General features: G+C 71.5%; 18 protein-coding genes. 2 read left to right on the top strand and 16 right to left on the bottom strand.

What is annotated here, in order from left to right; all coding sequences use genetic code 11:
• Positions 1–74: 74 nt before the first annotated feature.
• The 8 genes from mnhG to E1269_RS26520 all read right to left on the bottom strand — a co-directional run bounded on the left by mnhG (position 75) and on the right by E1269_RS26520 (position 9,045).
• The gene (mnhG, locus tag E1269_RS26555) at positions 75–425 is read right to left on the bottom strand and encodes a monovalent cation/H(+) antiporter subunit G (protein ID WP_131900270.1); all 351 of its coding nucleotides are present in this window, start codon (positions 423–425) and stop codon (positions 75–77) included.
• Positions 422–694, bottom strand: coding sequence for an MrpF/PhaF family protein (locus E1269_RS26550; RefSeq protein WP_131900268.1), 273 nt, complete (start codon positions 692–694; stop codon positions 422–424). The genes mnhG and E1269_RS26550 overlap by 4 nt, the downstream gene beginning before the upstream one ends.
• Positions 691–1,266: a Na+/H+ antiporter subunit E gene (locus E1269_RS26545; RefSeq protein WP_131900266.1), complete on the bottom strand. Its 576-nt coding sequence runs from the start codon at positions 1,264–1,266 to the stop codon at positions 691–693. Before E1269_RS26545 ends, E1269_RS26550 begins: the two co-directional genes overlap by 4 nt.
• Entirely contained in the window at positions 1,263–2,837 is a 1,575-nt protein-coding gene (locus E1269_RS26540; RefSeq protein WP_131900264.1) for a Na+/H+ antiporter subunit D, read from the bottom strand. The genes E1269_RS26545 and E1269_RS26540 overlap by 4 nt, the downstream gene beginning before the upstream one ends.
• Positions 2,834–3,343 (bottom strand): Na(+)/H(+) antiporter subunit C, encoded by a 510-nt coding sequence (locus E1269_RS26535; protein ID WP_131900262.1) that lies wholly within the window; start codon positions 3,341–3,343, stop codon positions 2,834–2,836. Before E1269_RS26535 ends, E1269_RS26540 begins: the two co-directional genes overlap by 4 nt.
• Positions 3,340–6,246, bottom strand: coding sequence for a Na+/H+ antiporter subunit A (locus tag E1269_RS26530; RefSeq protein WP_131900326.1), 2,907 nt, complete (start codon positions 6,244–6,246; stop codon positions 3,340–3,342). Before E1269_RS26530 ends, E1269_RS26535 begins: the two co-directional genes overlap by 4 nt.
• Before the next feature lie 91 nt (positions 6,247–6,337).
• Complete coding sequence (locus E1269_RS26525) at positions 6,338–6,730, bottom strand: hypothetical protein (protein ID WP_131900260.1); 393 nt, start codon at positions 6,728–6,730, stop codon at positions 6,338–6,340.
• A gap of 179 nt (positions 6,731–6,909) precedes the next feature.
• A complete protein-coding gene (locus tag E1269_RS26520; protein ID WP_131900258.1) occupies positions 6,910–9,045 on the bottom strand; it encodes a DNA gyrase/topoisomerase IV subunit B in 2,136 nt (711 codons plus the stop codon).
• A 223-nt stretch (positions 9,046–9,268) separates the two neighbouring features.
• Between E1269_RS26520 and E1269_RS26515 the strand changes: the two genes are divergently transcribed.
• Positions 9,269–9,487 (top strand): DUF7455 domain-containing protein, encoded by a 219-nt coding sequence (locus E1269_RS26515; protein WP_203434101.1) that lies wholly within the window; start codon positions 9,269–9,271, stop codon positions 9,485–9,487.
• 13 nt (positions 9,488–9,500) lie between these two features.
• Here E1269_RS26515 and E1269_RS32525 read toward each other — a convergent pair whose 3' ends face one another.
• From E1269_RS32525 to E1269_RS26480, 8 genes are all read right to left on the bottom strand, one after another.
• Positions 9,501–9,653 (bottom strand): hypothetical protein, encoded by a 153-nt coding sequence (locus E1269_RS32525; RefSeq protein WP_162606645.1) that lies wholly within the window; start codon positions 9,651–9,653, stop codon positions 9,501–9,503.
• Between the two features lie 405 nt (positions 9,654–10,058).
• Positions 10,059–10,655 (bottom strand): rhomboid family intramembrane serine protease, encoded by a 597-nt coding sequence (locus E1269_RS26510; protein WP_131900256.1) that lies wholly within the window; start codon positions 10,653–10,655, stop codon positions 10,059–10,061.
• A gap of 121 nt (positions 10,656–10,776) precedes the next feature.
• A complete protein-coding gene (locus E1269_RS26505; protein ID WP_131900254.1) occupies positions 10,777–11,544 on the bottom strand; it encodes a GNAT family N-acetyltransferase in 768 nt (255 codons plus the stop codon).
• A gap of 126 nt (positions 11,545–11,670) precedes the next feature.
• Complete coding sequence (locus tag E1269_RS26500; protein WP_203434100.1) at positions 11,671–12,417, bottom strand: arginase family protein; 747 nt, start codon at positions 12,415–12,417, stop codon at positions 11,671–11,673.
• 2 nt (positions 12,418–12,419) lie between these two features.
• The gene (locus E1269_RS26495) at positions 12,420–13,934 is read right to left on the bottom strand and encodes an RNA polymerase sigma factor (RefSeq protein ID WP_420810676.1); all 1,515 of its coding nucleotides are present in this window, start codon (positions 13,932–13,934) and stop codon (positions 12,420–12,422) included.
• Positions 13,935–14,083: 149 nt separating this feature from the next.
• Entirely contained in the window at positions 14,084–15,709 is a 1,626-nt protein-coding gene (locus tag E1269_RS26490; RefSeq protein WP_131900250.1) for a SpoIIE family protein phosphatase, read from the bottom strand.
• Positions 15,710–15,716: 7 nt separating this feature from the next.
• Positions 15,717–16,292 carry an HhH-GPD-type base excision DNA repair protein gene (locus E1269_RS26485; protein ID WP_131900248.1) on the bottom strand — a complete coding sequence of 192 codons (576 nt, stop codon included), beginning with the start codon at positions 16,290–16,292 and terminating at the stop codon, positions 15,717–15,719.
• A gap of 15 nt (positions 16,293–16,307) precedes the next feature.
• Positions 16,308–16,718: a universal stress protein gene (locus tag E1269_RS26480; protein ID WP_131900246.1), complete on the bottom strand. Its 411-nt coding sequence runs from the start codon at positions 16,716–16,718 to the stop codon at positions 16,308–16,310.
• A gap of 78 nt (positions 16,719–16,796) precedes the next feature.
• On the opposite strand from E1269_RS26480, the gene E1269_RS26475 reads away from it, so the two are divergent.
• A partial coding sequence (locus E1269_RS26475) for a DNA polymerase IV (RefSeq protein WP_131900245.1) occupies positions 16,797–18,138 on the top strand: 1,342 nt, incomplete at its 3' end.

The following is an 18,138-nucleotide window of genomic DNA, read 5'->3' as shown; positions in this document are numbered from 1 at the left end:
GATCACGGCCCAACCGGCCCTCCGCGTGCTCCGGAAGGCCGATTGGCCATGATCAACCGTGGGAGGGTGGGGAGTCAGCCTTTGCCGACGTCGTCGAGGGTGGGCGTGAGCTCGTCGACGACGAGGGTGTCCGCGCGCACGGCGTCGTGGCGGTAGGCGGCCCGGCCGATCATGTGGGCGGAGACGGGCGCGGTGAGAAGCTGGAACATCGCGACCGCCAGCAGCATGCCGAGGTCGGTCCAGTCCCGCAGCCGCAGCCCGACCCCGACCAGGATCAGCAGCAGCCCGAGCACCTGCGGCTTCGTCCCGGCGTGCATGCGGCTGAGCAGGTCCGGGAAGCGCAGGAGGCCGATGGCGGCGATCAGCGACAGCGACGATCCGGCGATCAGGCAGACGGCGGAGGCGATCTCGACGACAGTGGTCATGCTCGCTCCCCCTTGTCGTCGCGGGCGGCGAACCGGGCCACGCTGACCGAGCCGACGAAGCCGACCAGCGAGAGCACCACCAGGATCGGCAGCGTCGTCGCGTGCTGGTTCAGGGCGGCCTCCAGCCCGAGCCCGGCCACCACGATGGCGATCAACACGTCCATGGCGACCATCCGGTTGAGCATGGTCGGCCCGGTGGTGAGGCGCACGACCACCAGGACCGCCGCTACGGCCAGCAAGGTGGCGCACACCCAGATCACGACGGTCATCGCGGGTCTCCTTCCCTCGCGCGCCGGTAGGCGGCCAGCTCCTCGTCGGAGGCCAGCGCGCGCACGACCCGCTCCTCCTGGACCAGGGCGTCGCGGCGGGCCCGCTCGACGTCGGCTTCGTCGTGGACGCCGAGGACGTGCAGGAAGAGCGTCGACGTCGAGCGGCGCACCTCGACGACGAGGCTGCCCGGCACCAGCGACAGCAGCTCGGCGGTCAGCGTCAGGTACAAGTCCGAGCGGCTGCGCAGGTCGACCTGGATGACGGCGCTCATGGGCGGCCGGCCGATGCTCAGCGCCTGCCGGGCCACCTGACCGCTGGCGACGATCAGATCGACGACGAAGCGGCCGATGAGCCGGAGCAGGCCGACGGGGCGGACCTTGCCGCCGAACACGATGGGCGGCAGCGGGAAGACGACCACCACGACGAGCGCCACGACCAGCCCGGCCGCGATGTTCGCGACCGAGAAGTCGCCCCAGAGCAGCGCCCAGACGACGGTCAGCCAGACCAGGATCGGCCACTGGAGCCGACGCCGCCGCTTCGGCACCGCGCCGGGTGTCTCCGGCGAGCTCACGGCGCACCTGCGGGGAGGACGGCCTCGATGTACGGCGTGCGTTCGCGCAGGTCGCTGGCGGCACGGTCGGTCAGCGCGAACAGTGGTCCGGCGAAGATCGTCATCGCCAGCCCCACCAGCGCCAGGCCCGCCGCGGGACCGGCCAGCGCGCCGCGCATCGCCACGGTGGCGAGCCGGCCGGCAGGCTCCGGCGAGTCGGGCCGGACGGGTTTGCGGTGCAGATCGGTGGTCTCGCGCGGCCCGACCGGGTTCGGAGCCTGCCAGAACGCCCGGTTCCACGCCTTGGCCATCGCGTACAGCGTCAGCAGGCTGGTGGCGACGCTGCCGACGACCAGCGCGTACGCGAGCGCGCCGCCGTCGTCGACCCCGGCCTGCATGAGCCCCAGCTTGCCGAGGAAACCGGAGAACGGCGGGATGCCGGCCAGGTTCATCGCCGGGACGAAGAACAGCAGCGCCAGGACCGGCGACAGCTTCGCCAGGCCGCCCAGCCGTTCCAGCGACGTGCTGCCGCCGCGGCGCTCGATCAGCCCGGCGACGAGGAACAGGTTGGTCTGGATGACGATGTGGTGCACGACGTAGTAGATGGCGCCGGACAGGCCCGCGTCGCTGGCCAGCGCGATCCCGAAAACCATGTATCCGATGTGGCTGACCAGGGTGAACGACAGCATTCGTTTGATGTCGTTCTGCGCCACCGCGCCCAGGATGCCGATGACCATCGTCAGCAGGGCCGCCCACATCAACAGGTCGCTGAGCGCGCTGTCGGGGAACAGCAGCGTCTGGGTTCGGATGATCGCGTACACGCCGACCTTGGTCAGCAGGCCGGCGAACACGGCGGTCACCGGTGCCGGCGCGGTCGGGTAGCTGTCCGGGAGCCAGGCCGAGAGCGGGAACACCGCGGCCTTGATCGCGAACGCTGTCAGTAGCATGAGCTGAATCAACAGCGCGACGGCGTCGGGCAGCTCGTCCAGCCGGCCGGCCAGGTGCGCCAGCCCGACGGTGCCGGTGGCGGCATAGGTCAGCGCCAGCGCGGTGAGGAAGATGATCGACGACACCAGGCTGACGACGACGTACGTGGTGCCGGCCCGGATGCGTTCGCCGGTGCCGCCCAGCGTCAGCAGCACATAGCTGGCGGCCAGCAGGATCTCGAAGCCGACGTAGAGGTTGAACAGGTCGCCGGAGAGGAACGCGTTGGCGACTCCGGCCACCAGTACCAGGAACGTCGGGTGGTACACCGACAGCGGGGTGTCCGGCCCGTACTCCACGACGCCCTGGCCCAGCGAGTACACGAGGACGCTGAGCGCGACTACGGCGGAGATCAGCAGCATCAGCGCCGACAGGCGGTCGGCGACCAAGGAGATGCCCAGCGGCGCGTCCCAGCCGCCGACGTTCACGACCTGCGGGCCGTTGGCGTCGGCCTGGACCACCAGAACCGCGGCGATGACCACCATCAACGCGAGCACGGCGAGGCTGACGACACGCTGCGCCCGGGCCGATCGGCCGAGGGCGAACGCGAGCCCGGCGCCGAACAGCGGCAGCACCACAGCCAACGGGACGAGCGCGGTGACGTTCATCGGGACTCCCCCTCCGGGCCGACCTGGCGGCCTGGCCCGGCGCCGGGCGAGGCGGACCCGCCCGAGCCGACACCGGCCGGCTCGTCCGCGCCTTCCTCGTCCATGGTGCCGCCGGCGCTGTCGTCGTAGGTGGACGAGGCCTCGTCGCGCTCGGCCCGGCGCCGGATGACCGCGTCCTCGACGTCGTCCTGGACGTCGTCGTGTTCGTGCAGCTGCCCGGCGCGGTAGGCCATGGCCAGCAGGAACGCCGTCACGCCCAGGGTGATGACGATGGCCGTCAGCACGAGCGCCTGCGGTAGCGGGTCGCTCATCTCGTCGACCTCGTTGAGCCCGACGATGGGCGCCCGCCCGGCCCGGCCCGACGCCACCAGGAACAGTGTGTTGACTCCGTTGCCGATGAGGATCACGCCGATCAGCACCCGGGTGAGGCTGCGCTCGAGCAGCAGGTAGACGCCCGCGGCGAACAGGACGCCCACCAGCGCGACGAGGGTCAGGTTGGCACTCATCGGACCCCCTCCGCGGGCTCCAGGGACTCGACGTCCTCGTCGTCGACGGACTGCCGGTCGATGCCGCCGCCGAGGCTGCGCAGCACGTCGAGCATGAGGCCGACGACGACGATGTAGACGCCGACGTCGAAGAAGAGCGACGTCACGAAGTGGATGTGCCCGAGCAGGGGCATCGTGATGTCGACGACGGCGCTCTGCAGCACGTCGCCGCCGAGGGCCAGCGGCACCAGCCCGGATCCGGTGGCGATGAACAGGCCGATTCCCAGCACCAGGCCGGCGTCGACCGGAGCTGCCTCGTTCAGCTCGTGCCGACCGCCGGCGAGGTACCGCACCATCAGCGCCAGCCCGGCGACCAGCCCGCCGGCGAACCCACCACCGGGCGCGTTGTGGCCGGCGAACAGCAGGTAGATCGAGAACACGACGATGACGTGGAAGACCAGCCGGGTGACCACCTCGAACATGATCGACCGGCGCTCCGGCGCGAGGGTGCGCCCGGCCCGCAGCCACACGTTTCGGTGGACCCGGCGGCCGACGGCGGCCCGGGCGGGCGGCGCGTTCGCGATGGCCTCGTCGGCCCGCCAGCGCCCGGTGCGGCCGGTGATGAGGAAGATCAGGCTGGCCACGCCGGTCGCGGCCACCACGAGCACCGAGATCTCCCCCATGGTGTCCCAGGCGCGGATGTCCACCAGCGTGACGTTGACGATGTTGTGGCCGCCGCCGTACGAGACGGCCGGCTCGGCGAAGCCCTCAGACACCGGCTCGGCGACCCGCGCTCCGGACGCCGCGAGCGCCAGCCCGGCCATCACGAGGCCGACCAGCCCGCCCAGGCCCAGCCGCCACCAGCGCAAGCTGGTCAGTGGCCGGTCGGAGAAGTACGGCGGCAGCCGGCGCAGCACCAGCACGAAGATCACCAGCGTGACGGTCTCGACCAGCACCTGCGTCAGCGCGAGGTCCGGCGCGCCGTGCAGGATGAACAGCATCGCCATGCCGTACCCGGTGACGCCGGCCAGCACGACAGCTTTGAGCCGTCGCCGCGATCGCGCCGCGGCGACCGCGCCGGCCACCATCACCGCCACCACCACGGCCTGCGCCGGCGTGTCCCACGCGTGCACGTCGCCGTCCCATACCTGGCCGGCCAGCAGCGTGCTACCCGGCACCGCGACCACGACGACGAAGATGACGGCCAGGTAGATCGGCAGCGAACCACGCTGCGTGGTGCCGGTGACCTCGACGGCGAGCCGGTCGACCGCGCGCATGATCGCGCGATAGCCGGACTCCGCGTCGGCCCGCGGGGCCAGCCGTTCCTGCACCCTGGCGACCAGGTCGCGTCGCCAGTGCACCGCCAGGCCGAGCGCGACGGCCAGCACCGACAGCAGCAGCGGGGTGTTCACTCCGTGCCACAGGCTCAGCTCAGCCTCGTGCGTGCCCGGCGGGAACTGCTCGGCGTACGGCTCGAGCAGCTCGGTCTCCGCGGGTCCGACCAGCCCGAGCGCCAGGCACGCCAGCGCCAGCGCCACCGGCGCGGCAGCGAATCCCGCGACCGGCATCCGGCACTCCCCGATCGGCGGCACGTCGGGCTTGACGGCGAACGCGCCCCAGACGAACCGGGCGCTGTAGGCGACGGTGAGCGCGGAGCCCGCGCTCAGCCCGGCCACGAGGGTCCACCCAGCCGCGGAGCCGATGCCGGTGCCGTCGCCGGTCTCGGCGATGTCGACGAACGCCGCGTAGACGGTCTCCTTCGCCACGAACCCGGCCAGCGGCGGGACCGCCGCCATGGACGCCGCCGCGAGCACCGACGCCCACAGCAGCACCGGCATCCGCCGGCCGAGCCCGGACAGCTCCCGCAGGTCGCGGGTGCCGGCTGCGCGGTCGACGATGCCGACTATCAGGAAGAGCGACGCCTTGAACAGCGCGTGCGCCACCAGCATGGCCACCCCGGCCAGAGCCGCCGCCCGGGTGCCCGCGCCGACCAGCACCACGAGGAAGCCCAGCTGGCTGACCGTTCCGTAGGCGAGCAGCAGCTTGAGGTCGTGCTGCCGCAACGCCCGCAGTCCGCCCAGGAGCATGGTCACGACACCGAGGACGAGCAGCAGCGGGCGCCACGGCATCAGTCCCGCGAACGCCGGCGCGAACAGGGCGACGAGGTAGACGCCGGCCTTCACCATGGCCGCGGCGTGCAGGTAGGCGCTGACAGGAGTGGGCGCGGCCATCGCGCCGGGCAGCCAGAAGTGGAACGGCACCAGCGCGGACTTCGAGATGGCCCCGACGAGCAGCAGCACGACGGCGGCGGTGATCGCGTCGCCGGCCGGCGGGTCGGCCAGGACCGCCGAGATTTGGTACGTGCCGGCCCTCTGGCCGACGATGACGATGCCGATCAGCATGGCCAGGCCGCCGAAGGTCGTCACCATCAGCGCCTGCATGGCCGCGCGCCGGTTCGCCTTGCGTTCCGGGTTGTGGCCGATGAGCAGGTACGACAGGACCGTCGTGAGCTCCCAGAAGATGTAGAGCACGATCAGGTCGTCCGCGAGCACCAGGCCCAGCATCGCGCCGGCGAACCCGGTGAGCAGCCCGGAGAAGCGCCACAGGTCGCCGTCGCCGGGCCGGAAGTAGTAGGCACAGTAGGCCAGGACCAGCGCGCCCACGCCGGTGACCAGCAGCATCATGACCCAGCTCAGCGTGGTCAGCCGGAACGACAGCTCCAGGCCCAGCGTCCGCACCCAGGCGACCTGCTCCTCGATGGCGCTCGCGCCGTGCCCCGCGACCCGTGAGGTCATGGCCACTGCCCAGCCGAACGCGACCGCGGGCACCAGCGCCAGGACCAGGAAGGCCCGGCGATGCAGCCAGGCCACCAGGACCGGCGCCGCGGCCGCGGCGACGAAGTGCGCGGCGATCAGGGCAAGCATCATGAGCGACTCGAACGGACGGCGAACACAGGATCCCTCCGATGGTGCCGCCTCGTGGGATGCGAGGGGCACGGTATGCAGACGTCGACGGTCAGATGTCGGCGGATGCCGGTGGCGCCCGGCTGCCGGCCGCCGGTTCGGAGGAGTCCGGCTCGGCCTCGGTCGGCGCGGACGCGACGGGCCGGCTGCTGTGGTTGGGCCCGATCGTGACCGGTTCGGCGACGGTGGCGGCGAGCGGCCCGAGGTCATCACCGTCGCCCGCCGCTTGGACGCAGCCCTCGTCGTCAGCCGGGAGAGGGCAGGTGCGGGGCAGCGCGTTGGGAGTGATCTCCGCCGCGGGGTGGATGGCCGGACCGGCCGCGGCGCCGACGCGCGCCACGTCACCGCCCGGCGTCACCAGGGCCGCCGCGAGCACCATGAGGCCGCCGGCGAGCGCGGCCGCGAGCATGGGACGCAACCGACCGAACGCGGAGCGTCTCCACACGACCGATCACCCCCGTCTGCTCGAAACCGCCGCCTTCACCCTACCGGCCACCTACACACGGCCTGAAATGATCACGTTCAGCACGAAATCTCGTGTCGGACCATGCTTGTGAGCCTCGTGACGCGCGAGAACGCCTCGTGATGTGACGGTGAGCGACCCGGGCGATCAGCGAACGCGGCTCAGACGTCGATGCGGGCGCGGTCCAGCTCGGCGGCGCCGGCGATGATGAATTCCTTGCGCGGCGCGACGTCGTTGCCCATGAGCAGCTCGAAGACGGCCTCGGCACGCTCGGCGTCGTCGGCGTTGATGCGCCGCAGCCGGCGGTGCCGGGGGTCCATCGTCGTCTCGGCCAGCTGGTCGGGGTCCATCTCGCCCAGACCCTTGTAGCGCTGCGGGGTGTCCTTGACCCGCAGGCCGCGGCGGGCCAGGTCGCGCAGTGTCCGGTCGAGGTCGGGATCGGTGTAGGTGTAGATGTACTTGTCCTGGCCCTTCTTCGGGTTGGCCAGCTCGATGCGATGCAGCGGCGGCATCGCCGCGAACAGCCGGCCGGCCTCGACGTACGGGCGCATGTAGCGGTAGAAGAGCGTGATCAGGAGCGTGCGGATGTGCGCGCCGTCGACGTCGGCGTCGGTCATCAGGATGACCCGGCCGTAGCGGCTCTGGTCGATCTCGAACGTGCGACCACTGCCGGCGCCCAGCACCTGGATGATTGCCGCGCACTCGGCGTTCTTGAGCATGTCGCCGACCGACGCCTTCTGCACGTTGAGGATCTTGCCGCGAATGGGCAGCAGCGCCTGGTACTCGGCGTCGCGGGCGGACCGGCCGGTGCCCAGCGCGGAGTCGCCCTCGACGATGAACAGCTCGGAGCGCTCCAGGCTGTTCGAGCGGCAGTCGACCAGCTTGGTGGGCAGCGCGCTGGTCTCCAGCGCGTTCTTGCGGCGGACGGTCTCCTTGTGCAGCCGGGCCGCCACGCGGGCCTTGGCGGCGGCGACGACTTTCTCCAGCAGCGTCGCGGCCTGTGCCTTGTCGCCCCGCTTCGTGGAGGTCAGGATGGACTTGAGCTCGCGGTCGACGACGGTGGAGACGATCGAACGGACCGCCGCGGTGCCCAGCACCTCCTTGGTCTGGCCCTCGAACTGCGGCTCGTCGAGCCGGACGGTGACCACCGAGGTGAGGCCCTCGAGCACGTCGTCCTTCTCGATCTTGTCGTTGCCGGCCTTGAGCCGGCGCGCGTTGACCTTGATCTGGTCGCGCAGCGCCTTGAGCAGGCCCTGCTCGAAGCCGGCGACGTGGGTGCCACCCTTCGGGGTCGCGACCACGTTGACGAATGACCTGGAAACGGTGTCGTAGCCGGTGTCCCAGCGCAGGGCGATGTCGACCTCGCAGGTGCGCTCGGTGTCCTTCGAGACCAGCTGGCCGTCGTCGTCGAGCACGGGGACGGTCTCGCGGAAGGTCTGCGACCCGGTCAGCCGCAGCACGTCGGTGACCGAGGCACCCGGGCTCAGGAACTCGACGAACTCGCTGATTCCGCCGTCATGCCGGAACGTCTCCTGCACCGGCTCGTCGCCGCGCTCGTCGCGGATGGACAACTGGAGCCCCGGGACCAGGTACGACGTCTGCCGGGCGCGGGAGACCAGGTCGTCCCAGGAGTACGTGGCCTCGCGCAGGAAGATCTGCCGGTCGGCGTGGAAGCGCACCCGAGTGCCGGTGACCCGCTTGGCGACCCGCCCGACGACGCGCAGCTCGGAGTGGTCGGTGAACGGCGTGAACGGCGCGTCCGGGCCGTCGCCGTCGTAGACGCCCGGCTCGCCGCGCCGGAACGACATGGCGTGGGTGCGGCCACCGCGGTCGACCTCGACGTCGAGCCGGGCCGACAGGCCGTTGACGACGCTGGCGCCGACGCCGTGCAGGCCACCGGAGGCGGCGTAGGAGCCACCGCCGAACTTGCCGCCGGCGTGCAGCTTGGTGAAGACGACCTCGACGCCGGACAGGCCGGACTTGGCGTGGGTGTCGACGGGGATGCCGCGGCCGTTGTCGGCCACCTCGGCCGAGCCGTCGGCGCGCAGGACGACCTCGACGCGATCGCAGAAGCCGCCCAGCGCCTCGTCGACCGCGTTGTCGATGATCTCCCAGAGGCAGTGCATGAGACCGCGGGAGTCGGTGGACCCGACATACATGCCCGGGCGCTTTCGGACGGCCTCGAGGCCCTCCAGCACCGACAGATGGCGCGCGGTGTAGTCGCCGGCGGTGGTCACCGCATCAGCGCGCTCAGCGGTCACGAGTCGGTTCCCTCCTGAACATCGGGACGAAGACATGCGCTGCCAGCGTAAGCCCTGGGGCCGACGGAGCCGCGGTGCCACGCTGGCGGACGCAGATCGGCCGGCCGGGAACCGGGAGGTGACGAGTCTCACAGCCGGATCGTTACGCGCAGAGCGAACCAGCGCACGCTCGAGATGCGGGAACGCCTGGCGATGGTTTCATGTTGATACGGATGCACGACCACCGAGAGGTGGCTCATCGATCAGGAAGGTTGGCGACGTGACGAATACAGCTCTCGCTACCAGCCCGCTGCAGGCCGTCGACCGCTGCGACAGCTGCGGTGCCCAGGCGTACATCCGCGTCGTTCTCAGCGAGGGCGACCTGCTCTTCTGCGGCCACCACGGCCGCCGGCACGAGGCCAAGCTTCGTCCGATAGCACTGGAATGGCACGACGAGACCGACCGGCTCCACGCTCCGTCCGCCCCCGTCACCGACTAGTTTCGGCGCCGGGCTAGACCTCACGCGGTCGGCCGGCCGCCTCGACGGCGAGGCGGCCGAGCACGACGCCCCCCCGGGTGGTCTCGCCGCGCAGCGTCGCCGGCAGACCCCCGTGCCGCACCGTCACGACACAGCCGGCACCGTCCGCGACGATCGTGACCTCCACCCGTGAACCACCCGGCGGGATGTAACCCCCGCACTCCCACCAGCGGGCCATCCGGTCCGGCTCGGTGAAGAACCGCCACCCACCGTCTCCGGCGTGGCGTCGATGTGGATGCTCTGCTCGATCCATTGAATTCGCTGGTGGGCGCGTGGTGCTCCGAAGGCACCACCGTGACCGACCCCGTCGTGCGCATCAGCGGCAGCGACGCCTACGAGTGGCCACCGGGCTGGCACTTCATGCTGCACCACGTCGACGGTCACCATCGACGGTCAGCGCTACCAGGGCGCTGGATGTGTTCGGCGGGGCCGCCGACGACGACGGATGCGTCGCCCGCGTCTACGACAGCACAGCACCGAGTGGCCGCACTGGATGGACCCGCGCTTCACCGGGGACACCGACCCGGAAGCGTCACGTGCGGGTGCGTGAGCCGCTGCCTCGCAGCACGAACGCCATGAGCACGCCGGCCAGCGCGCCGAACAGGTGCCCCTGCCACGAGATGCCCGGCTGCCCCGGCAGCACGCCGACGACGATGCCGCCGTACATCAGCACCACCACCACGGACACGATGATGCTCAGTACCCGGCCGCTGAGCAGGCCCCACGCCACCAGGAACGCCGCGTAGCCGTAGACCAGGCCGCTGGCACCGATGTGGACGGTGTTGGGCGCGGCCACCAACCAGGTGGCGAACCCGCCGACCAGCCCGACGCCGATGGTCACCGGCCAGAACCGGCGTGTGGTGAGCGCGATGAGCCCGCCGAGCACCAGGAACGCGCCGGTGTTGGCGATGAGGTGATCGAACCCGCCGTGCAGGAACGGCGCGGCGGCGATGCCGAACAGCCCTTCCCCGTTCCGCGGCCGGATACCGTACTGGTCGAGATCGACGCCCGGGAAGGCGTCCACGATCTCGCCGGCCCACATGATCAACGCCAGCACGAACACCGGAACGGTGGCGACGACGGCAGGCGGTAGCTCCCTGCGGCGCGTGACCTCACCCGAGGACGACATCCCCCCAGTGTATTCGCCGCTCCCCGCCCCCAAATGATCACGTTCAGCACGAAAACTCGTGTCGCACCATGCTCACAAGCCTCGTGATGCGCGGGTGATCCTGGTGATGCACGGTGCGACCTCAGCGACGTCGGCGCCAGCTCAGCTCGATGTTGCCGCCGATCCGTCGCGCGCCGAACCCGGCCATCAACGCGTTCGAGGCCGCGTTGGTCTCGTCGACCTCACAGACCACTTCGGCCTCGCCACGCTTGTGCAGGACGTCGAGCACCGCGCCGACCAGCGCCCGGGCCAGCCCGCGCCCGCGGTACTCCGGCAGCACCCCGATCAGCCCCAGCCGCGGCCCCGTCGTCCGGACCCACACCCGGACCAGCCCCACGTAGCCGCCGGTGCTCCCGTCGACGGCGATCAGGTAGGTGGCCGGGTCGAACTGGGGATCGTCGAAGGTCTCGCGGCCGAACGCCGCCGGCTCGTTGCGCCACTCTCCGACACCGGGCACGTCCCGGCGCAGAGCCTCGTCGAGGAGGCGGAACCGCTCGAGGTCGACGTCGGCAGCGGACCGCAAGCCGAACCCGTCCGGCGGCTCGACGTCGACGCCGAGCCGCCGGGTGGGCACGGCGTAGACGTGTTCGCGCCGGTCGACGGCGAAGCCGTGGCCGGTCAGCAGCGCCAGCCGCGCGGCGTCGTCGGCACCGGCCTCGACGCGCAGGTCACCGTCGACGGCCGCCAGCGCGGCCTCGAGCAGAGCACCGACCACTGCGTCGGAGGACGGTCCGAACAGCGCGAAACGCCGCCCGTCGGGCCGGACGAAGACCCGCAGCTCACCAGCCACGACGCCGTCGTCACCCACGGCCACCCAACGGCCCGGCGCCTCCTGCCGCGTGCTGATCACATTCTGGACGCTAGCCGGGTGCGCGGTCCTGGAGCCAGGTGTTTTCGGTCAGCCCATCACCAGGATCACCCGCGCATCACGAGGCTTGTGAGCATGGTGCGACACGAGATTTCGTGCTGAACGTGATCATTCCCAACCGGGGGGAAGGGAGGGGCGAACGGTGGTGGCGGCGGCGCTGTCGTCGTGCCAGGTACAGCCGAGGCCGACGGCGAGGACGCGGCCGGTGTCGAGGACGCGGCCCATCGCGGCCGTCACGTCCGCCAGGGACGGACCGCCGGGCGCGGGGAACAGCAGCCCGGGCAGCTCCGCGGGGTTCACGACGTCCAGGTCGACGTGCAGGTAGATCGGCCCGTCCGGCAGCGTCGACGCGTCCAGTGCGGACACCGGCACCTGCCGCACCGCGGAGGACTCCAGATACTCCCGCTCCGGCGGGTCGAGGTCGCGGGCGTCGACCAGGACGACGTGGTCCTCGGGCACTGGCGCCAGGCCCAGCCGCCGCGCGATCAGCTCAGGTCGATAGCCGGTCAGCATCCGCAGCGGCATCCCGCCGAGGTAACCCGACGTGGTGGTCTCGAGGGTCTGGACGTCGCCGTGCGCGTCGAACCAGACGATCGACGGTGACACGCCGGCGCGTTGCAGCCCGGCGACCGTCGCCAGCGACGTCGTGCAGTCGCCGGACCCGACGAGCACCGGCGTACCCACCGACGAGGCGACGACGGACGCGACCCGGTCGTACAGCACGGCCAGCCGCTCCCACACCGAACCGTCCGCGGGCAGTGGCGCCTCCACCGTCATCGACGGCGTGAACGGGACGTCGAGCCCGGGGCGGTGCTCGTCCAGGTGGTACGGGACGAGCACCCGAGCGCCGGTCACCGTCAGTCCAGGTAGTCGCGCAGGACCTGGGAGCGGGACGGGTGACGCAGCTTCGACATGGTCTTGGACTCGATCTGCCGGATGCGCTCACGCGTGACGCCGTAGACCTTGCCGATCTCGTCCAGCGTCTTCGGCTGGCCGTCGGTGAGGCCGAACCGCATGGAGACGACGCCGGCTTCGCGCTCGGAGAGGGTGTCCAGCACGGCGTGCAGCTGCTCCTGCAGCAGCGTGAACGAGACCGCCTCGGCCGGGACGATGGCCTCGGAGTCCTCGATGAGGTCGCCGAACTCGCTGTCGCCGTCCTCGCCGAGCGGGGTGTGCAGCGAGATGGGCTCGCGGCCGTACTTCTGGACCTCGACGACCTTCTCCGGCGTCATGTCGAGCTCGGTGGCCAGCTCCTCCGGGGTGGGCTCGCGGCCGAGGTCCTGCAGCATCTGCCGCTGCACCCGGGCGAGCTTGTTGATGACCTCGACCATGTGCACCGGGATGCGGATGGTGCGGGCCTGGTCGGCCATGGCGCGGGTGATGGCCTGCCGGATCCACCACGTGGCGTAGGTGGAGAACTTGAAGCCCTTGGTGTAGTCGAACTTCTCGACCGCGCGGATCAGGCCGAGGTTGCCCTCCTGGATGAGGTCGAGGAAGAGCATGCCGCGACCGGTGTAGCGCTTGGCCAGCGAGACCACGAGGCGCAGGTTGGCCTCGAGCAGGTGGTTCTTGGCCCGGCGGCCGTCCTCGGCGATCCACTCCAGCTCGCTGCGGAGCTTTGCCGCCATGCCGTCGTTCTCGGTGGCGAGCTTCTCCTCGGCGAACAGGCCGGCCTCGATGCGCTTGGCGAGCTCGACCTCCTCGCCCGCGTTCAGCAGCGGGACCTTGCCGATCTGCTTCAGATAGTCCTTGACCGGGTCGGCGGTGGCACCGGCGACGGCGACCTGCTGCTCCGGCTCGTCGGTGTCGTCGTCCTCGGAGAGGATGAAGCCCTCGTCCTCGACCCGGGCCTCCTCGGCCGCCAGCTCGGTGATGTCCGGATCGCCGTCGGTGCCGGCCGCGCCCGCCTCACCGGCCGGTGCGGACTCGGTCGCCTTCGCGGCCTTCTTGCGGGAGCGGGTCGCCTTGGGCGTCGACTCGCCGGATGCCTCCAAGCCGGCGTCTTCCGCCACGACCTCGGCGTTCGCCTTCTTCACCGCCGTTTTCACAGATCCATCGCCCTTCTTGGCCGCCGGCACGGACTTCTTCGCTGCAGCCGTCGTCACCGTTCTCGACCGCGTCGACGTGGCCGCAGCAACACGCTTGCGCGGACTGCGTGAGTCCGCGGCTGCTACCTCGACGGTAATACCGGTCGACTTCAAATGCTCGACAACGAAGCGGCTCTCTTTCATCGCCAGGTTGGCGGCCCCGCAGGCCAACCGCACATCTTCCGCGGTGACCGAACCCGATTTCCGACCCTGGGTCACGAGCGCCTGAACTGGCGGGAGCTCGAGGATCCGGGCGTGCTTGGTGCTGGACGGGCTCGACGACACGTACGACCTCTCGACGTCTCTTGGTTGGGACAGCGCAGGGCACTAAGCCGCGGCAGCAACACAACATTCTGACACAGCGAACGCTTCCCGTTCATCCCGAGAACCGGCGCCACGCGGGCCCGGCTCTCGTCGATCGGCCTAGCCTAGACTCATAGCCCCGCCCACCGCAGCGCGAGGACCGTCAGGTCGTCCGACGAACCCTCCACGCGCATCCGGGCGACGACGGCGTCCAGGAGCTCGTCCAGCGGCACTCCGCGCAGGTCCTCGAGGCATCGCAGCAGCTGAGCGAAGCCCTCTTCGAGCGAGCGGGTGCGCGTCTCGATCAGCCCGTCGGTGAACGCGATGAGCACGTCGCCTGGCCACAGCCGCACCGACTGCGTCCCGCGCGGCTCGGTGACACCGATCGGCGTGGTGCCGGCGCCGGCGTCGATCAGCTCGACCGCGCCGAGCTCGGGCAGCCGGATCAGCGGCAGGTGGCCGGCATCGCCGACCCGGACCGACCCGCGGGCGGGGTCGACCACCGCGTACACGACGGTGACCATCTCGACGCCGTCGTCGCGCTCGACCAGCCGGTCCAGGCCACCCAGGACGGCGGCCGGGTCGGGATCGGTGAGGGCCAGCGCCCGCAGCGCCGCGCGCATCTGGCCCATGCCGCTGGCCGCGGTGACGCCGTGCCCCATGACGTCACCGACGACGACGGCCAGCTCGCCGTCGGGCATGACGAACGCGTCGTACCAGTCGCCGCCGACGGAGTGCTCCTCACCGGCGTCGGAGCGGCTGCGCGCGGCGAGCTCGACGCCGGACACCGTCGGGAGGCGGCTGGGCATGAGACCCTGGCTCAGCGACACCGCCGCGGTGCGCTCGCGCTCGAACAGCCGGGCCCGGGCGAAAGCAAGCGAGCACTGCTGCGCCACCGCCCGCAGGAACCGGCAGAAGTCGGAGTCGAACTCCTGCTCGTCGGCGAAGGAGAAGCGGACCGCTCCCACGCAGCCGTCCTCGCCGGACAGCGGCAGCACCGCCCAGGCCCGTTCGTCGGTACGGTCGAGGAACTGGCCGAACGCGGGATCGGGCGGCGTGGTCGGCGTCGACGGTACCGCGGCGCGAGCGCGCTCGCGGGTGCCCAGGAACATCGGCCACCCGCTGCGCAGCACCTCCGCCGTCGGCGTGACGGAGTCGTGCGGCCACACCGCGACGCCCTCGCCGTCGGCCACCCCGGTGGTCAGCGCGTACGGCCGGCCGTGCCCGCCGAGAAGCGTCACCGCGGTCCGGTAGGCCTGCACGTTGCGCCGGCCGATCTCGGCGACGCCGTCGGCGACCTCGCGCACCGTCACCGCCCGCGAGAGTACGTCGGACACCTCCAGCAGCCGGGCGTTGCGGGCCCGGCTGCGCCGCAGCGATGAGATGGCGCGCTGGTGGGACGTGTCGTCGACGACGAACATCGCGACCTCGCGGCCGCGTCCTTCGTCGACGAGGTACCAGGAAGAGTGCAGGTGGTAGGTGTCGGTGCGGCCGGACACCGCGGGCTCGTCGGTCTCCACCGACTCGCCGGTGCGCAGCACCCGCTCGATCATCTCGTCGGTGTGGGTGGCCAGTTCCGGCGGCAGGACCTCCGCGGGCGTGCGGCCGAGGTGGTCGGCGATGCCCTTGCCCGACCGCTCGGCCAGCGCGGCGTTGATGGCCAGGTATCGATGCTGCTCGTCGAAGACGGCGAACCCGACGGGCGCGTCGACGCCGGCCAGCGCACCGAGCAAGCGCTGGGCGTCTGCCGGGCGCATCGGCCGCTCAGGCCTTCGCCGCGCGCTTGAGCTCGCGCTTCGTGGCTCGGACCCGCGCCAGGGTGTCAGCGTCGACCACGTCGGCCACCGACCGCGTGGAGCCCTCCTCGCCGTACGCGCCGGCGGCTTCGCGCCAGCCCTCCGCCTGGACGCCGAACTGCTTGCCGAGCAGCGCCACCATGATCTTGGCTTTCTGCTCACCGAACCCCGGCAGCGCCTTGAGGCGTTTGAGCAGCTCGGCACCCGTGCTCGCGGTGGACCAGATGGCGGCGGTGTCGTTGTCGTAGTGCTCGGCGACATACGCGGCGACCTTCTGGATGCGCGCGGCCATGGAGCCCGGGAAACGGTGCACGGCCGGTGTCCTGGAGTTGAGGGCGGCGAACTCCTCGGGGTCGTGCGCGGCGACGGCGGCCGGGTCGAGCGTCGTCGTCCCCAGCCGCTCCGCGATGACCGCGGGACCGGAGAACGCCTTCTCCATGGGCACCTGCTGGTCCAGCAGCATGCCGACGAGCAGGGCGAACGGGTCCCGCGCCAGCAGCGCGTCCGCCTTCGGGTCGCCGGCCAGGTGCAAGGTGGTCACGATCGGGACACCTTTCGGTCAGTCCACGTCCTCTGCCTTGACCGCCAAGACAGGGCACGGTGCGTCCAACAGGATACGCTGAGCATTGCTTCCCAAGATCAACTTACCGACTGGGCTGCGGCGACGCAGCCCGATGACGATGAAGTCGGCGGAGTGCTCCTCGGCGACGGCGATGAGGTCCTCGGCGACGTCCATGCCGCGGACCAACTGGCGCACCTGCGCCTCGATGCCCGCCTCCTCGAGCTGCTTGCTGACGGCGGCGAGCTCGGCGTCGGCCCGCACGGCGTCGTCGTCGTCGAGCTCGCGGCCACCCCGGGAGGAGTTGACGACGACCAGCCGCGCGCCGCGGAGCTTGGCTTCTTCGGCGGCCCGCCGGAGCGCCGCGCGCCCCTCGGCCTTGGGCACGTAGCCCACGACGATCGCGGTCATCGGTTCCTTCTTTCACTCCAGTCGCGGCGCAACGCTACCGCAGCCTCGGCTGTCGGGGTGGGGTGGCACGATGAGAGGATGCGCGTCCTTCATCTCGACCTGGACGCGTTCTTCGCCTCGGTCGAGCAGCGCGACAAGCCGTCGCTGCGCGGCCGGCCCGTCATCGTCGGTGGGCTGGGGCCGCGCGGCGTGGTGTCCACGGCGTCTTACGAGGCCCGCACCTACGGCGTCCGCTCGGCCATGTCCATGAGCGAGGCCCGTTCCCGCTGCCCGCACGCGGCCTACCTGGCCGGCCGGTTCGCCGTCTACCGAGTGGTCAGCTCGATCGTCATGGCGACCCTGCGGGAGGTGTCGCCGGTGGTCGAGCCGCTGTCGCTGGACGAGGCGTTCGTCGACCTCGGTGCCGGTGCCGGTCCTGGTGGCGCCGACGGGGTACGCTCGGCCGCCGCGGTGCGCGAGCTGGCGTCGGCGTTGCGGGCGCGCATCCACGAACGGACGGCGGTGACGGCCAGCGTCGGCGTGGCCAGCTCCAAGCTGATGGCCAAGATCGCCTCGGAGCGGGCCAAGCCGGACGGGCTGGTGGTCATCGAGCCCGGCACGGAGCTGGACGTGCTGCACCCGCTGCCGGTCCGGGCGGTCCCCGGTGTCGGCCCGGCGACGGCGGCCCGGCTCACCCGGCTCGGCGTCAAGACCGTCGGCGACCTCGCCCGCATCGCCGAAGCCGACCTCGTCGACCTGCTCGGTGAGGCGCACGGGCGCTCGCTCCACCGGCTGTCGCTGGCTCAGGACGACCGGAAGGTCAACGCCGAGCGCGAGTCCAAGTCCGTCAGCGTCGAGGACACCTTCGACCGCGACCTCACCGACCCCGCGCTGCTGGCCGCGCTGGTGGCTCGCCTCGCGGAGAAGGTGACCGGGCGGCTCGTCCGGGCCGGGCTGTCCGGGCGGACCATCACCCTCAAGACCAGGCTGCACGACTTCACGACGCTGTCGCGTTCGGCCACGCTGCCCGCGCCCACCGACGATGTCCGCGCTGTGTCGCGGGTCGCCGTCCGGCTGCTCGAGGAGATCGACACCGCCGGCGGCGTGCGGCTGCTCGGGGTCGGCGTGTCGGGGCTCTCCGACTGGGTGCAGGACGATCTGTTCTCGGCGGGGCCGCCGGTCGACAGTGCCGCGGACGGCCAGGGCGCGCCGTCACCGTCGTCGGGGCCGTCCGGTGCCGACGACCTCGACGGCCCGGCCGGAGCGGTCGAGGAACTGCTGCATGAACGGCACCGCTGGGTCGCCGGCATGGACGTGGTGCACGACGAGCACGGCGCGGGCTGGGTGTGGGGCAGCGGACGGGGCCGGGTCACCGTCCGCTTCGAGACCGCCGGCACCCCGCCCGGCCCCGTCCGCACCTTCGCCGCCGACGACCCCGCCC

The sequence above is a fragment of the Jiangella asiatica genome (assembly GCF_004349065.1).
GTDB lineage: Bacteria > Actinomycetota > Actinomycetes > Jiangellales > Jiangellaceae > Jiangella > Jiangella asiatica.
This window is presented reverse-complemented; position numbering and strand designations above follow the sequence as displayed.

Excerpts from the sequence above, each read along its gene's own strand:
- mnhG (WP_131900270.1), bottom strand. The coding sequence starts at position 425 with ATGACCACTGTCGTCGAGATCGCCTCCGCCGTCTGCCTGATCGCCGGA.
- E1269_RS26550 (WP_131900268.1), bottom strand. The coding sequence starts at position 694 with ATGACCGTCGTGATCTGGGTGTGCGCCACCTTGCTGGCCGTAGCGGCG.
- E1269_RS26540 (WP_131900264.1), bottom strand. The coding sequence starts at position 2,837 with ATGAACGTCACCGCGCTCGTCCCGTTGGCTGTGGTGCTGCCGCTGTTC.
- E1269_RS26535 (WP_131900262.1), bottom strand. The coding sequence starts at position 3,343 with ATGAGTGCCAACCTGACCCTCGTCGCGCTGGTGGGCGTCCTGTTCGCC.
- E1269_RS26530 (WP_131900326.1), bottom strand. The coding sequence starts at position 6,246 with ATGCTTGCCCTGATCGCCGCGCACTTCGTCGCCGCGGCCGCGGCGCCG.
- E1269_RS26520 (WP_131900258.1), bottom strand. The coding sequence starts at position 9,045 with ATGTCTTCGTCCCGATGTTCAGGAGGGAACCGACTCGTGACCGCTGAG.
- E1269_RS26510 (WP_131900256.1), bottom strand. The coding sequence starts at position 10,655 with ATGTCGTCCTCGGGTGAGGTCACGCGCCGCAGGGAGCTACCGCCTGCC.
- E1269_RS26490 (WP_131900250.1), bottom strand. The coding sequence starts at position 15,709 with ATGCGCCCGGCAGACGCCCAGCGCTTGCTCGGTGCGCTGGCCGGCGTC.
- E1269_RS26480 (WP_131900246.1), bottom strand. The coding sequence starts at position 16,718 with ATGACCGCGATCGTCGTGGGCTACGTGCCCAAGGCCGAGGGGCGCGCG.